Origin of the sequence: Mesorhizobium sp. M1406 (assembly GCF_040317555.1) — a bacterium.
Lineage (GTDB): Bacteria > Pseudomonadota > Alphaproteobacteria > Rhizobiales > Rhizobiaceae > Mesorhizobium.
Window position 1 is genome coordinate 1 of sequence record NZ_JAMYKW010000092.1, and the last position, 14564, is coordinate 14564.

Genomic DNA, 14564 nt, shown 5'->3' on the forward strand with positions numbered 1-14564 from the left:
ACGAAGCCATCGTCGAAACCTCCAGAATCAACAATGGCAGCTACAGAATCACATACGATTCAACCGCATCAAGCCATTTTCCGGCTTCGCTTCTTCACACTTGACCACAGCACGAAGCAAATGTGTGCGCACGCTAGCCTCAAGGGGGAGGGGATCGTCCAGTACCATCGGCGGGATTTCCACCGTCGCGGCAGGCTGATAGGCTCGACCAGTGCCGGGAGGAGAGAGCGATGCCAGTCAATCTCGACGAGCTGAAGAATGCCAGCAATTTGCGCGGACATGGATCGCGCAATGGCGGTGTCTTCGTAGCGCCCGTCGACGGCAAGGCGCATGTCTCCGGCGAGCGCACCGTGCCGCTGCTGAACAAGACGATCCCCGCGCTGTTTTCCGACACTGCCAGCAAATATGCCACGCAAGATGCCGCCGTCTTCGTCGACCAGGACAAGCGCTTCACCTGGAGCGAACTGTCGGACACGGTCGACGCGCTGGCCGCCGGCTTCCTGGCACTTGGCCTGGAAAAGGGCGATCGCGTCGGCATCTGGTCGCCCAACCGATGGGAATGGCTGGTGACGCAATTCGCCACCGCCCGCATCGGCCTGATCCTGGTCAACATCAACCCGGCCTACCGGCTGACCGAACTGGACTACGCGCTGAACAAGGTCGGCTGCAAGGCGCTGGTCACGGCGGCCAAATTCAAGACATCGGATTATCTCGGCATGATCGAGACGCTGGCGCCGGAGATCGCGAAGGCCACGCCCGGCAAACTCGAGGCGCAAAAACTGCAGGCGTTGAAGATCGTCATCCGCATGGGCGAGGACAACTCACCCGGCATGTTCAATTTCGGTGATGTGCTGGCCATGGCAGGCCGCGACGAGCATGACAGCCTCGATCGCATCTCGGAGGGGCTTAAGCCGGGCGAGGCCATCAACATCCAGTTCACGTCAGGCACGACAGGAGCCCCCAAGGGCGCGACGCTGACCCACAACAACATCGTCAACAACGGCAATTTCGTCACCTCGGCGATCAAACTGACCGTCGACGACCGGCTCTGCATCCCGGTGCCGCTCTATCACTGCTTCGGCATGTCGATGGGCACGATAGGCTGCGTGTCGAAGGGCGCCACCATGGTTTTCCCGGGAGAGGGGTTCGACCCGGGCGCCACGCTGAAGGCGGTGGCTCAGGAACGCTGCACCGGGCTCTATGGTGTGCCGACCATGTTCGTCGCGCTGCTCGATCACCCGGACTTTTCATCTTTCGATCTCTCCAGCCTGCGCACCGGCATCATGGCCGGCTCGCCATGCCCGATCGAGGTGATGAAGAAGGTGGTGTCGCTGATGCACATGGAACAGGTGACCATCGCCTATGGCATGACCGAGACCAGCCCGGTCTCGTTCCAGAGCGGCGTCGATGACCCGCTGGAAAAGCGCGTTTCGACGGTCGGGCGCGTCCACCCGCATGTCGAGGTCAAGGCGGTCGATGCCGATGGCGCCACCGTCGCCGTCGGCGCGCCGGGCGAGCTTTGCACACGTGGGTATTCCGTGATGAAGGGCTACTGGGACGACGAGGAGAAGACCCGCGAGGCGATCGACGCCGACGGCTGGATGCACACCGGCGACCTCGCCACCATCGACGCCGAGGGCTATTGCAACATCGTCGGCCGGGTCAAGGACATGGTCATCCGCGGTGGCGAGAACGTCTACCCGCGCGAAGTCGAGGAATTCCTCTACCGCCATCCCAAGGTCAAGGAAGTGCAGGTATTTGGCATTCCCGACGCCAAATACGGTGAGGAACTGTGCGCCTGGATCGTGCTCAAACCCGGCCAAATCGTCACCGAGCAGGAAATCAAAAACTTCTGCGCCGGCCAAATCGCCCACTACAAGATCCCGCGCCATATCCGCTTCCGAACCGAATTGCCGATGACGGTGACCGGCAAGCCGCAGAAGTTTTTGATGCGCAATGCGATGATCGAGGAACTTGGGTTGGTGACGCAGAGGACGGCGTGAGTATAGGCTTTCCGCAAGGTTCGCAGAAACACACAGGGCTTGCATGAGTGTTTCGCGCGATCGGTGACTTCTTATGCGATGCCGTTGGCCGCCTTGGTGATGGCTGTCGCAGTCAGAGCCAGCGGGCTGTCGGTGGACGAAGGTTCGCCGAGCGTCAAGATCCTCGTCGGAGCGCTTTCGAGTGCGATCATGTTTATCACCATTTTCGTGGTGCTCGACCACGCCGAAGCGGTAGCTCGGCGAGTAGGGGAGCCTTACGGTACGTTGGTGCTGACTTTTGCCGTGACGGCAATCGAAGTGTCGATCATCGTTTCCATGATGCTGCATGGAGAGAACAATCCTACGCTTGCACGTGAGTCCGTCTTCTCGACGGTGATGATTACATCCACCGGCGTTGTCGGCACGTGTCTCACGCTTGGCGGCTGGCGCCATCGCAAGCAGGCAATCGTTCGACAAGGGACCAGCGCATATCTGGCGGTTCTGGCCGCGCTGACCGTCATGACGCTTATTCTGCCGACCTACACACGAACTACGGAGCCGGGCACATTTTCAGCAGCCCAACTTGGTTTCGTGAGCGTACTTTCAGTGCTGCTCTATGCAGGTTTCGTGTTCGCGCAGACTGTCCGGCATCGCGACGACTTCATCGAAGGACAAGCACACGATGTTTCGATGCGAACCGCCCCGCACGAAAGCATCTCTGCCAGCGCTCTGCTCCTGTTAATCGGGCTGATCGGAATTGTCATGCTCGCCGAGCAAGTCGCCGCAAGCGTTGAAGATGCGCTCGTTACCTACCAGGTGACCCAAGCTGACGCTATTGTGGGAGCATTGATCGCGGGGTTGGTTTTGATGCCAGAGGCCATTTCGGCGGTTCGTGCTTCACTCAACAATGAGCTGCAGCGCGGCTTGAATGTCGCGATGGGTTCGGCTTGCGCTACAATTGGTTTGACAATACCTGCGGTCGCGGCCGCCAGCCTGCTGACGGGAAGGGGTTTGACCCTGGGGCTCCCGGCGACCGACACAGTGCTTTTGATTTTGGCGCTTTTCATATGTAGCGTAAGCTTTAGCAATGAAAGAACGACATTCCTGACCGGCATGGTCCATCTTGTATTATTTTTTACTTACGTATTTCTGATATTTATACCATGAAAGCTTAATCGTTGCACCGTGGTCGCGGACCGATGTATCTCGTCTGAATAACGTAACGAGAATGGACTTGATTTGCAGCCGATCAGCCGTCGAGATATTCAGCACGTCGAACTGACGAAAGGCGGGTAAGGTTGGTCATTGGTGGCACCAGCGCGCGGGCTCACGGTTTCGGCTAAGGGATATCTCTCAACACCGAAGCAAGGTCACCCTCGTTTAAAATTCGGGACGGTCCGCCATATTGCGAGCCTCCTAAGATATCCCACTGTCTTTCGCTGTGAACGGTGCCTTTCCGATAACATGCAAAGGTAAATGCAGCTCAAAGACGTGGCCTCAAGTCCTTGGCCATTGTCGTCGCCCGGCCCATCATCGCATTTGTCCCTGCCACAAGGGCAATCCACTTTCTGCGGCGAAGTCTCTATCCTCGGCGTAGATCGGCTCACCTCTTCTCACCACCCGTCGAAGCAAAGCCGCATCTTCGTCGGCATGATACCGAAAGGCATTTCGGCTGTCGTACCCATGCCCGGCTTGGGACAGGGAAAACCCGCTGACGACAACAGGAGCGAAACCGGCGAACCGCGCCAGCATGATCGCGAAGGCTCCGGTGGAGATTTTCCGGTGCCAACCGCGGGACACATGATATTTGCCGCTGAGCCGCCAGACGATGTTGGCAAGCTGCCATTTGGTAAGCGCCTGCAAGGTGTCATAACCATAGTTGAAGGTGCGACAACCAGCTTTCAGCTTGTCCTCGACGTCCGGCCAAACCGGGATGATCAGATGCTTTGCCCGCCGTCCTTTTAACAAATCACGCTTGTAATAATCCTGCTCGCCCTCGCCGACTAAAATGCCGCGGCGGATCAGGGCGATATCAGGAACGGGGAGGCTAAAGGTTTCCGCCAAAAGCTGGGAAGCATTGACAGTCACAAGTGCCCAATCGGCATTATGTCCCTCCGGGAGGCGAAAATTCGGCGCCGACCCCATTACCAAGGCGGGACCCGTGACGCTGGGCAAGCGAAGAATTGGCTTTGTGAAGACTGGCAACAGATTCGAAAGCGGAGTTTTCATGCGGGAATCTGAACCGCATGTTCCTCAAACGCACGCAGAATGCTCTCTTCTCGGCTCCACAATTCGTCCCAGTGCGTGGCGCCGGGCCAGTCCGCAAACCAAGGGCCGCCGAGCGTATAGTGCGCCAGCGAGACATCGGCGGGGTCGAGTTCGGAAGCCGAAGCCCCAACGAGGTAGTTCCATGCGAGAGGCAATTCCCCGATCTCATGGTCCTCAAGCCATTTGAAGGCGTGGAGGTCACGCCCGGGCCACGTGTTAAGCATTTCGTTGGTCAGCCGTTTGTTGGCGGGATGATCTAGATTCCACAAAACGACCGATGACCAGTTTTTGCGGCGATAGAACGTCTGCGTTTGTCCGTCCATCTTGACCGCTTCGGATTCTCGTTGCTGGTGCTTAACCGCCATGATCGCGTAGGAAGGATCGACCAGGTCGAGCAGCTTGACCGGATCCTTTAGAAACAGGACGTCACAATCGCAGAACATGGCCCAGCCGCCTTGCCGCACAAACGGAACTGCAAAGCGCGATATGGCAAACTCCGTCGCCATCGGTGCCTCGGAAATCGGGCACCAGAGCCTACCATCACGTACCTCCATCGGTCGCTTCATGATTCCTTTGGCTTCAAGGTCTTTGAGCACGAGTGGCCGTATCTGCAATGGCGTACTTGTCCGCCGGTAGGCGCTCCATCGCGCTACGTCCAGGACTCGGGCTTCGCGTGGATCATACCCAATGTAGATTGGTATCATGTGGCAACTCTATAATTGGATGTGAATTTACTCGTGCATGACAGCACTGGAGAACCGAAGTAAGCGCATCACCTCGTCGCGGTGGCGACCGTACAAACCAGGACGTCGCAGACGGAAGATTGCATGTTCCAACCCAGGGGGAGATGACGGAATTTCGGCTCATGCAGCCAGAGACCTCCGGAGCAGAGTTTGTCGCTTCAGCATGCGCCTGAACCCAGGCAATGATAGGCAAATGTCGCGATCGCCGCAACGGTCTGGCCCATCGTCTCGCCGCGACGCGAGTGCCGCCGGTCACCGAGACGCTCACGCGCCGGATTTGAGGTGATCGATCAAGGCGCGCAGCTTCGGCAGGATCTGGCGCTTGCCGGGATGATAGAGGAAGACGCCCGGCGTCGTGGCGGCGACGCCGTCCAGCACCGATCTGAGTTTTCCTTGGGCTATCGGACCTTCGGCGACGGGTCGCGGCGTCTGTGCCAGCCCAATGCCCTGCATCGCGGCCCCAAGCAGTGTCGGATAGTCGTGCGCGATCAGCGGGCCGGAGACCACCGCCTCGATTGCCTCGTTGCCGTCAACGAAGGACCAGGGCGCGATGGCGCCGTTCGAGCGGCGCAATCGCAGGCAGGCGTGGTGGCGCAAGTCGTCCACACGCTCGGGGCTGCCGTGGCGCTCGAGATAGTCCGGACTGCCGACAACCACGAACGGGAACGACGGCGTCAGCCGCACAGCGACCATATCGGGCGCGATGAACTGGCCGAGGCGGATGCCGGCATCGAACCCGCCGGTGGCGAGATCGACCATTTCGTCGCTTGCGGCGATCTCCAGTTCGATCTCGGGATAGGTTCGGCAGAAAGACGCGATCATCGGCTCAAGGATCAACGGCACGACGGCGCGGGGTACGGACAGGCGCAGCAACCCGGTCGGCCGTTGGCCGAGGTCACGCGCGGCTTCGCCTGCCGCGACGAGTTCCTCGAAGGCAGGGCCCGCACGGTCGAGGAACCGCTGACCGGCCTCGGTCAAACCGACGCTCCGCGTCGTGCGCACGAACAGCGCCGCACCCGTGCGGGCCTCCAGCGTGCGTACCGCTTGGCTCACGGCCGACGGCGTCACGCCGAGATCGGCGGCGGCACGGCGGAAGTTGCGGCGCCTGGCGACGGCCAGGAACACCTCGACGCCCTCCAGCGCACCGTGTCGAACTGTGTAGTTGTGCTTCATAGGTTGTGATGATTACACCGGCTAGTCGAACTATGAAAGCTGGCTTAGAGGTAACCGACTGGCTGGGAGGCTGCGTGAACCAGCTGTTGACAGGAGGCCAAATGTCCACGGAAATGCTGTTCCAGACCCATCTCGTTCTAGGCTACGTCGCGTGGCTGCTTTGCTTTGGCGCATATGGTCTGCCGTGGCTGAGCTCAATGGACCGGGTCGCCGCGCAACGTGCGATCGCCACCCTGCACAGCTTCCGCTTCTTTGGCCTCGTGTTCATCCTGCCGGGCGTCGTTAGCCGCGATCTGCCGGCCGGCTTCGCCGTGTTCGCCGCCTATGGCGACTTCGCGACAGGGGTGCTGGCGATGCTGGCGCTGCTCACGGTGAGGATACCACCGCTCTTCTGGCCGCTCGTCGTCGCCTTCAACCTTGTCGGAATGGCCGAGCTCGTCGTCGATTATTACCACGCCATCCAGGTCGGCCTCCCCGCGCACGCGGAACAACTGGGCGCCGCCTACGCGATCCCGATCATCTACGTGCCGCTGCTGATGATCACGCACATCGCCGCATTCTATTTTCTGCTGCGTCCTCACCAGAACGCGACCGGAGCCATTGCAGACGATGCGGCTGTTTCATAGAGCATCCGGAGGTCCGTTTCGGGTCCTAACGACCACCGGCCCCACTGTGCCTTTGACGGCAAGAGCATCCACCAAGGAAAAAGGCGCGGACCCGGGCCCGCGCCTTTTTCTCGTTCAGCCTTTCGAAGCTCAGTCCTTCTCGAAGATGCGCGCCTTGGCGACGACGCCGGCGATGGCGCCGCCGATCAACGGTGCGACGATGAAGAGCCAGAGCTGGCCGATCGCGGCAGTTCCCGAAAACAGCGCCGGGCCGATCGAGCGGGCCGGGTTGAGCGACGTGCCGGTCACCGGGATGATGGCGAAATGCAATCCTGCCAGCGTCAGGCCAATGACCAGCCCGGCAAAGGCCGTCGAGTGCTTTTCAGCCGTGACGCCCAGGATCACCGTGACGAAGGTGAAGGTGCCGATCACTTCCCACAGGAACGCCGAGCTGACGCCCCATTTCGTCACGTCCCAGCCATTGGCGCCGAAGCCGCCAGTGTGTCCGCCGGTCTGGCCGGAGACGATGATCCACAACGCCAGCGAGGCGAGGATGGCGCCGATGACGTGCGCGATCCAGTAGGGGATGACGTCCTTGGCCGGCAGCCGGCCGGCAAGGAAGACGCCGAGCGTCACCGCCGGATTGAGATGCGCGCCCGAAATCGGGCCGATCGCATAGGCCGCCGCAATGAGGCCGATGCCGAACGCCAGACCGATGCCTTCCTGGCCAAGCGGCAGCGCACCGCCGAAGCCGCCCGTCACCACAGAAGCCGTACCGATGAACACCAATAGAAATGTGCCTAGAACTTCCGCCAGATAAGTTTTCATTGCCCTCTCCTCGTAGCGATCCGCCGGTCCGCCTTTTCCGCGCCGCGAATCATGGCGCCAAGAGTATTCTCAACTGAAAAACTTGGGAAGCAGAGCGGTTGCGTCACATGCCATGCTTGAAGTCGCCGGTCACGAATATTAGAGACCGTTCATCTATTGATCGATCTGCTGCCGCCGGCTTAGGGCATATACTGGTTGGCTCGCTGGTCTCGGTTTGGATTACCTCGTCGTCGCCAGTCGGAAGCGGGGTTCAATCCAGGCGCGAAAGGCTCTAAGAGCAGGCCAAGATCACGTGCTCGATTTGATGGAATGACGAATGCGACTGGGCGGACGGCTGGCTGCGGCCATCGAAGTGCTGGAAGACATCGGCCGACGCCACCGGCCGGTGGCGGACGCGCTGAAGGATTGGGGCCTGTCGCATCGCTTCGCCGGCGGCGGTGACCGCGCGGCAATCGGCAACATCGTCTATGATGCCTTGCGCCACAAGCGTTCCGCCGGCTGGCTGCTGGGCGAGGACACGCCGCGCGCCATCGGCTTCGGCGCCCTGCTGCTCGAATGGGGCCAGACCGCACAATCGCTTAACGACGCGCTCGATGGCGACAAGTTCGCACCGCCGCTGCTGACCGCCGCCGAGCTTCAGGCAATCGCCGAACGCCGGCTTGCCGATGCGCCGGACACGGTACGGGCGGATGTTCCCGACTGGTGCGCGCCGCTTTTCGAACGAGCCTTTGGCCCCATTTGGGTCGACGAGGGAGCGGCGCTGGCGACACGCCCGCCGCTCGATCTCAGGGTCAATACGTTGCAGGCCAATCGCGACAAGGTGCTGGCCGAACTGTCGGGAACCGGCGCGAAACCCGCCGCCATCGCCCCGCACGGTATCCGCATCCCGCCGATCGACGGCGACGGCAGGCACCCGAACGTCCAGGCCGAGCCGGCGTTCCAGAAAGGCTGGTTCGAGGTCCAGGACGAAGGCTCGCAAGTGGCGGCCGCCCTTGCCGGGGCCGAAGCCGGCATGCAGGTGCTGGATTTCTGCGCCGGCGCCGGCGGCAAGACGCTGGCGCTGTCGGCTTCGATGGGCAATACGGGCCAGATCTTCGCCCACGACGCCGAAAAGGCGCGGCTGGCGCCGATCTTCGACCGCATCCGTCGTTCGGAAAACCGCAATATCCAGATCGTCACCAAGCCGACCGAACTCGCCCCGCTCGGCAACCACATGGATATCGTGCTGGTCGATGCGCCCTGCACCGGCAGCGGTACCTGGCGGCGCCGTCCAGATGCCAAGTGGCGGCTGACGCAAAGACAGCTCGACGCCCGCAAGGGTGAGCAAGCGGTGATTCTCGATGCGGCCAAAGCCTATGTCAAGTCAGGCGGCCTGCTGGTCTACATCACATGCTCGGTCTTCGATGAGGAGAATGGCGAGCAGGTCGCGGCCTTCCGCGACCGCAACAGCGGTTTTGTCCCGGTCGATCATCGCGCGCTCTGGGACGGCCGTTTTCCCGGCCATGCGGCAGCCGCACGCATCGGTGCCAAACGCGACATCTCGCTGTCGCCGGCGCTGAGCGGCACCGACGGGTTTTACTTCTGTGCGTTGCGCAGGTCGGCCTGAACCTCATTGGATACCGCCAATCCCAGCGGATGCGTAACCCTTGCCGGCAGACGAGACCGATTGCTGCAGTGCAGCAAAAGCGTTTGCCTGCCGCCCATGCCTCTGCAATAAGCTTATCCGCATAAAGGAAAGCAGCGGCCATGGCAGCAAAGATCGTACCCGCCCCGGACTATGACGACCGCGTCAGGACATCCTTCGCGCGTCAGAAAGCGATGGCCACGATCGGCGCCGAACTGACGCTGGTGACACCCGGTATCATCGAGATCGAGATGCCTTATTCGGCGGCGCTCACCCAGCAGCACGGTTTTCTCCATGCCGGCGTCATTTCGACCGCGCTGGACTCGGCTTGCGGCTATGCGGCGTTTTCGCTGATGCCGGAAAACTCAGGCGTGCTGACCATCGAGTTCAAGGTCAATCTGCTGGCGCCGGGCCGAGGCGAGCGCTTCCTGTTCCGCGGCTCCGTGACCAAACCCGGCCGCACCATCATCGTTGCCGACGGCCAGGCCTATGCCTTCGCCGCCGACGGCGAAGCCAAGCTGATTGCGACGATGACCGGAACGATGATGACGGTGGTCGGGCGGGACGGCATTGAAGGGTGATCCGATGGGCAACGTTGCGCGACTAGGCGGCAAGGGCGTCCTCTTCGTCATGGCGGCACAGGCCGAATACGGCCCGCACCTCAAGCAACTGTTCACGCCGCTGATGACCGGTGTCGGGCCGGTCGAGGCCGGCGTCAGGCTGGGCGCCGAACTCTCCTGGCTGAAGTCGCGGAAGGCGCTGCCGGACCTCGTCGTGTCGCTCGGCTCGGCCGGCAGCCGGACGCTGGAGCAGACGGAAATCTACCAGGCGGTGTCGGTCAGCTATCGCGACATCGACGCCTCGCCGCTCGGTTTCGAGAAAGGGGCGACGCCGTTTCTCGATCTGCCGGTGACGGTGCCACTGCCGTTCAAAATTCCTGAAATCAGGGAGGCGACGCTGTCGACCGGCGGCGCGATCGTCACCGGCGCGGCTTATGATGCGATCGCCGCCGACATGGTCGACATGGAGACCTTCGCTTGCCTGCGCGCCTGCCAGTTGTTCGATGTGCCGCTGATCGGACTGCGCGGCATCTCCGACGGCGCGGCTGATCTGCGGCACGTCAACGACTGGACCGAATATCTGCACGTCATCGACGAGAAGCTGGCCGGGGCGGTCGGGCTGCTGGAACAGGCAATCCGCCACGGTCTGCTCGGCGCCTGACCGCAAATCGGATCAAGCCGCCAAGCTTGCGGCCGGAGAGGCTGCTGCAATGGATGAAGACGCTGGCGCTGAAGGTGAAGTCGTGGAATCGAAGTGACAGCTAGGCCTCGCACCCATTGCGCCGACTCATTTCTTTCTCTAAACGCTCGCCATGAAAACAGCCAATCATCCCGACACCGTCCTGATTGTCGATTTCGGCAGCCAGTTTACCCAGCTCATCGCCCGCCGCGTCCGCGAGGCCGGAGTGTTTTCCGAGATTGTGCCGTTCCAGTCGGCCGAAGCGGCGTTCAAGCGCATCAATCCGAAGGCTGTCATCCTGTCCGGCGGCCCGGCTTCGACCGGCGATATCGGCAGTCCGCGCGCGCCGCGGATCGTCTTCGACGCCGGCGTGCCGGTGCTCGGCATCTGCTATGGCCAGATGGCCATATGCGTGCAGATGGGCGGCGTCGCCGAAAGCTCCGACCATCGCGAATTCGGCCGCGCCTTCGTCGAGATCGAAAAGGACAGCCCGCTGTTCGAGGGCCTGTGGGCGCCCGGCCAGCGCCACCAGGTGTGGATGAGCCACGGCGACCGCGTCATCTCCTTGCCCCAGGGGTTCGAAGTGTTCGGCAAGTCGGAAGGCTCGCCCTTCGCCATCTTCGGCAATATCGAGCGCAAGATGTACGGCATCATGTTCCATCCCGAGGTGGTGCACACGCCCGATGGCGCCCGGCTGCTGCGCAACTTCGTCCACAACATCGCCGGCATCGAGGGCGACTGGACCATGCGCGCCTACCGCGAGCACGCGGTCGAGGCCATTCGCAAGCAGGTCGGCAAGGGCAAGGTCATCTGCGCGCTGTCGGGCGGCGTCGACTCCTCGGTCGCCGCGCTGTTGATCCACGAGGCGGTCGGCGACCAGCTGACTTGCATTCTTGTCGACCACGGCCTGATGCGCAAGGACGAGGCCGCGGGCGTGGTGGCGATGTTCCGCGAGCACTACAATTTGCCGCTCATTCTGGTGAACGCATCGGACCGTTTCATCGACGCCCTGGAGGGCGAGTCTGACCCGGAGAAAAAGCGCAAGACCATCGGCCGGCTGTTCATCGAGGTGTTCGAGGAGGAGGCCAAGAAACTCGGCGGCGCCGAATTCCTGGCGCAAGGCACGCTCTATCCCGACGTCATCGAAAGCGTCTCCTTCACGGGCGGCCCGTCGGTGACGATCAAATCGCACCACAATGTCGGCGGCCTGCCCGCGCGCATGAACATGCAACTGGTCGAGCCGCTGCGCGAACTGTTCAAGGACGAGGTGAGGGCGCTCGGCAAGGAGCTCGGCCTGCCCGAAAGCTTCATCGGCCGGCATCCATTCCCAGGTCCGGGTCTCGCCATCCGCTGCCCCGGTGGCATCACCCGCGAAAAGCTAGAGATCCTGCGCGAGGCCGACGCCATCTATCTCGACGAGATCCGCAAGGCCGGCCTCTATGACGCCATCTGGCAGGCCTTCGCCGTGCTGTTGCCGGTTCAGACCGTCGGCGTGATGGGCGATGGCCGCACCTACGAATTCGTCTGCGCCCTGCGCGCCGTCACCTCGGTCGATGGCATGACGGCGGATTTCTACCACTATGACATGGCCTTCCTCGGCGCAGCCGCCACCCGCATCATCAACGAAGTCCGCGGCATCAACCGCGTCGTCTACGACGTCACCTCGAAGCCGCCGGGAACGATTGAGTGGGAGTGATTTTTGCCCGTCCGGCGGTATCCGTTTGTACGCTCTGGTACGCCTTAAGGCATTGAAACATAACGATAATCGTGACGGCATCTATTGCCGTCTATCGAGGGGCAGTGCTTCGATTTGACGGTATAGCAGACGGTATGGGGAAACTTGTTCGATCTGGAGTTCGCTATACCGTCATGGCTAAGAGAGCTGCTGACGGTATTATTTTTGGTATTAACAGGCTGATTCCAAAAGGGATTTATGCTTCCAGCATCGCCTATTTTGGCCTGACGGTATAATCGGTGCCTCTCTCCAGTTTTTGAACGGTTTTTGGAGGCCCTCATGCTAACTGACACAGCGATTAAGGCGCTGAGATCACAGAAGAAATTGTACAAGGTGAGCGATCGTGACGGTATGTACGTTGTAGTGCAGCCGTCGGGGCGATCGTGTTCCGGTACGACTACCGCCTCAACGGACGTCGCGAGACCCTGACGCTCGGCCGATACGGCCCCGATGGCCTCTCGCTTGCCAGGGCTCGCGAGAAGCTGATCGACGCGAAGCGGGCCATTTCAGAGGGACGGTCGCCTGCTCAAGAGAAGCAGCACGACAAGCGGCGACTGAAGGAGGCGAAGCGGTTCGGCGAGTTCGGCGAGAAGTGGTTCCCAGGAGTCGCGCATGAGCGACGCGGCGAAAGCTCCCCGTGCTCGGCCGCGATCATCGCGTAACGAAGGTATCGAAGGTCGAGAGACATATTTGGCATGCGTTCCCGGGCATCCTTAATGCTGCTCGTGTTTGCCGATGGCTCGCTTTGGCCGACTTCATCGTCCACCTCCAGGCACCGGGCGGGTTGTTTCTCGGGATTAGGTTCGGCCTCAGAGGAGTGTGTTCGCGCCGTCCTCTGAGAGGATCAGTCGGAAGGCGCATTATAGACGGCTGATGCCGGAGCTCTCCGCCTTTACCGACTCCACGGCGCTGAGCGAGGCCGCAGGAACCAGTCGAAGTGTTTTGCTATCAACGGGCTCACAACAAAGACAATTAGGCTTACTGTGATCGGCGTTAGAACCAGTGTTCGATGCCACACAGCCCAGTTGTCGGCCAGCGGACTCAATGCGTAGAGCAGGAGTGTCACGATCGGGTAGACGAATACAATCATGACGACTGTCATTCTGATTTTAGATGGTCTGATCGGAGCGACGACGGGGCCGTCGCATGCCTTCAGATTATTCAAATCGCAGGTCATAGCCTTGGGCTTGTTCAAATCACTAACCCCTTAGTATTCGGCGCTCGGTCGCTGGCGAAACTTCTTGTACCAGGCGTCAAGGCGCGGATGGGCGGAGCCGAAGGGTTGGTCGAACCTCTCCCGGCATGTTTGAAAAATTGAAAATACCGTGCAGTCCGCGATCGTAGGCCTATCTCCTGCCAGAAACTCGTTATCTCCGATCGTCACCTCCAGGACATCCAGTATTTCGGTGACATACCCAAAGAGTTTGGCAGCAACCTCCGGTGATGGCGACGGCTCCTTGGCGGGAAAGGATTGAGTAACGTTCCACAGCCAAAGCTGAGACCGGACCACCAGATCAGTTCCCAGGCGCTCAAGCGAGCGCACTTTCGCTCGGGAAACCGGATCTGTCCCCATCATTGGCGTGTCGGGATACAACTCCTCCAGATACTCGACTATGGCAGCCGAGTCTGTGATCGGCATACCCTGATCCGTCACGAGTGTCGGGGCTCGTCCGCTGGGATTGATCGCGAGGTATTCACGCGACTTGTGCTCCCCTCCCGCGTAATCGAGTTCATATCGCGGAACGTCGATCCCTTTTTCGTTCAGGTAAATGATAACGCGCCGAGGATTTGTCCCCCTTTGAAACTGGTAGAGCAGCATACCATCCAACCTTCCGACCTTGGGCAATTCGATCACTAGCCATGTCTCAGAAATCTACGGGCAAATTTATCGTGTTACAACGGAGCTTTTATGCTATTACTAAAGTGATGCTTTGCGAGGTGAGACGTGGCGTCTGATCGTTTAACGCGTGTGCCGGCCAGACAGGCGCTGTCGGACTTCATCCGCCAATGTCGCGAACGCACTTCGCCTGAATCGCTTGGCTTGCCGCAGGTGCGCCGCCGTCGAACCAGAGGCCTTCGTCGTGAGGAAGTCGCCGCGTTGGCTGGTGTCGGTTTGACGTGGTACACTTGGTTCGAGCAGGGACGCGACATAGCAGTATCGGATGATTTCCTCCATCGATTGGCGCGAGGACTTCGCCTCGACCGAGCCGAACGGGAGCACCTTTTTGCACTGGCTGGCCGTGAGACATTTGCGGATGGCGCTGAAAGTGCCGAGTTTCCTCGATCGTGTCCCAGGAAGTGGTGTAGCTGACGGCTTGGTCGCCGCGTTCTCCGGCATGGGGCCGGGCTGATCAGCGTGCCACGGCT

Annotated in this window: 13 protein-coding genes and 2 pseudogenes; 9 read left to right on the forward strand and 6 right to left on the reverse strand. The window is 60.8% G+C overall.

Features of this window, described 5'->3' with window-relative positions:
- Positions 1–230: 230 nt before the first annotated feature.
- Positions 231–2003 (forward strand): AMP-binding protein, encoded by a 1773-nt coding sequence (locus tag NKH03_RS32240; protein ID WP_352972914.1) that lies wholly within the window; start codon positions 231–233, stop codon positions 2001–2003.
- Positions 2004–2102: 99 nt separating this feature from the next.
- Complete coding sequence (locus NKH03_RS32245; protein ID WP_352972917.1) at positions 2103–3149, forward strand: calcium:cation antiporter; 1047 nt, start codon at positions 2103–2105, stop codon at positions 3147–3149.
- A gap of 363 nt (positions 3150–3512) precedes the next feature.
- On the opposite strand, the gene NKH03_RS32250 is transcribed toward NKH03_RS32245, so the two are convergent.
- From NKH03_RS32250 to NKH03_RS32260, 3 genes are all read right to left on the reverse strand, one after another.
- The gene (locus NKH03_RS32250; RefSeq protein ID WP_352972919.1) at positions 3513–4211 is read right to left on the reverse strand and encodes a hypothetical protein; all 699 of its coding nucleotides are present in this window, start codon (positions 4209–4211) and stop codon (positions 3513–3515) included.
- Entirely contained in the window at positions 4208–4846 is a 639-nt protein-coding gene (locus tag NKH03_RS32255) for a hypothetical protein (RefSeq protein ID WP_352972922.1), read from the reverse strand. Before NKH03_RS32255 ends, NKH03_RS32250 begins: the two co-directional genes overlap by 4 nt.
- A 411-nt stretch (positions 4847–5257) precedes the next feature.
- Positions 5258–6166 (reverse strand): LysR substrate-binding domain-containing protein, encoded by a 909-nt coding sequence (locus NKH03_RS32260; protein WP_352972924.1) that lies wholly within the window; start codon positions 6164–6166, stop codon positions 5258–5260.
- A 101-nt stretch (positions 6167–6267) separates the two neighbouring features.
- Between NKH03_RS32260 and NKH03_RS32265 the strand changes: the two genes are divergently transcribed.
- Positions 6268–6792 (forward strand): DUF8737 domain-containing protein, encoded by a 525-nt coding sequence (locus NKH03_RS32265; RefSeq protein WP_352879487.1) that lies wholly within the window; start codon positions 6268–6270, stop codon positions 6790–6792.
- A 129-nt stretch (positions 6793–6921) separates the two neighbouring features.
- Here the strand turns inward: NKH03_RS32265 and NKH03_RS32270 are convergent, their stop codons facing one another.
- Positions 6922–7599, reverse strand: coding sequence for an aquaporin (locus NKH03_RS32270; RefSeq protein ID WP_352972927.1), 678 nt, complete (start codon positions 7597–7599; stop codon positions 6922–6924).
- Between the two features lie 316 nt (positions 7600–7915).
- On the opposite strand from NKH03_RS32270, the gene NKH03_RS32275 reads away from it, so the two are divergent.
- The 5 genes and pseudogenes from NKH03_RS32275 to NKH03_RS32295 form a co-directional block, all read left to right on the forward strand.
- Positions 7916–9205, forward strand: a complete 1290-nt coding sequence (locus tag NKH03_RS32275; RefSeq protein ID WP_352972929.1) for an RsmB/NOP family class I SAM-dependent RNA methyltransferase — start codon at positions 7916–7918, stop codon at positions 9203–9205.
- A gap of 140 nt (positions 9206–9345) precedes the next feature.
- Positions 9346–9804 (forward strand): PaaI family thioesterase, encoded by a 459-nt coding sequence (locus NKH03_RS32280; RefSeq protein ID WP_352866618.1) that lies wholly within the window; start codon positions 9346–9348, stop codon positions 9802–9804.
- Positions 9805–9808: 4 nt separating this feature from the next.
- Positions 9809–10444, forward strand: coding sequence for a 5'-methylthioadenosine/S-adenosylhomocysteine nucleosidase (locus NKH03_RS32285; protein WP_352972931.1), 636 nt, complete (start codon positions 9809–9811; stop codon positions 10442–10444).
- A gap of 151 nt (positions 10445–10595) precedes the next feature.
- Positions 10596–12158, forward strand: coding sequence for a glutamine-hydrolyzing GMP synthase (gene guaA / locus NKH03_RS32290; protein ID WP_352972934.1), 1563 nt, complete (start codon positions 10596–10598; stop codon positions 12156–12158).
- Between the two features lie 318 nt (positions 12159–12476).
- Positions 12477–12836: pseudogene (locus NKH03_RS32295) on the forward strand (Arm DNA-binding domain-containing protein); the annotation flags it as partial.
- Positions 12837–13089: 253 nt separating this feature from the next.
- Here NKH03_RS32295 and NKH03_RS35125 read toward each other — a convergent pair.
- Entirely contained in the window at positions 13090–13374 is a 285-nt protein-coding gene (locus NKH03_RS35125) for a putative antibiotic biosynthesis monooxygenase (protein WP_502910876.1), read from the reverse strand.
- A 30-nt stretch (positions 13375–13404) separates the two neighbouring features.
- Positions 13405–14016 carry a glutathione S-transferase family protein gene (locus NKH03_RS32300; protein ID WP_352972936.1) on the reverse strand — a complete coding sequence of 204 codons (612 nt, stop codon included), beginning with the start codon at positions 14014–14016 and terminating at the stop codon, positions 13405–13407.
- 126 nt (positions 14017–14142) lie between these two features.
- Between NKH03_RS32300 and NKH03_RS32305 the strand changes: the two are divergent.
- Positions 14143–14439, forward strand: a pseudogene (locus NKH03_RS32305) (helix-turn-helix domain-containing protein); the annotation flags it as partial.
- Positions 14440–14564: the final 125 nt, after the last annotated feature.

Coding starts and splice junctions, on each gene's coding strand:
- NKH03_RS32240 (WP_352972914.1), top strand. CDS start 231: ATGCCAGTCAATCTCGACGAGCTGAAGAATGCCAGCAATTTGCGCGGA.
- NKH03_RS32245 (WP_352972917.1), top strand. CDS start 2,103: ATGGCTGTCGCAGTCAGAGCCAGCGGGCTGTCGGTGGACGAAGGTTCG.
- NKH03_RS32250 (WP_352972919.1), bottom strand. CDS start 4,211: ATGAAAACTCCGCTTTCGAATCTGTTGCCAGTCTTCACAAAGCCAATT.
- NKH03_RS32260 (WP_352972924.1), bottom strand. CDS start 6,166: ATGAAGCACAACTACACAGTTCGACACGGTGCGCTGGAGGGCGTCGAG.
- NKH03_RS32265 (WP_352879487.1), top strand. CDS start 6,268: ATGTCCACGGAAATGCTGTTCCAGACCCATCTCGTTCTAGGCTACGTC.
- NKH03_RS32270 (WP_352972927.1), bottom strand. CDS start 7,599: ATGAAAACTTATCTGGCGGAAGTTCTAGGCACATTTCTATTGGTGTTC.
- NKH03_RS32275 (WP_352972929.1), top strand. CDS start 7,916: ATGCGACTGGGCGGACGGCTGGCTGCGGCCATCGAAGTGCTGGAAGAC.
- NKH03_RS32280 (WP_352866618.1), top strand. CDS start 9,346: ATGGCAGCAAAGATCGTACCCGCCCCGGACTATGACGACCGCGTCAGG.
- NKH03_RS32285 (WP_352972931.1), top strand. CDS start 9,809: ATGGGCAACGTTGCGCGACTAGGCGGCAAGGGCGTCCTCTTCGTCATG.
- guaA (WP_352972934.1), top strand. CDS start 10,596: ATGAAAACAGCCAATCATCCCGACACCGTCCTGATTGTCGATTTCGGC.
- NKH03_RS35125 (WP_502910876.1), bottom strand. CDS start 13,374: ATGACCTGCGATTTGAATAATCTGAAGGCATGCGACGGCCCCGTCGTC.
- NKH03_RS32300 (WP_352972936.1), bottom strand. CDS start 14,016: ATGCTGCTCTACCAGTTTCAAAGGGGGACAAATCCTCGGCGCGTTATC.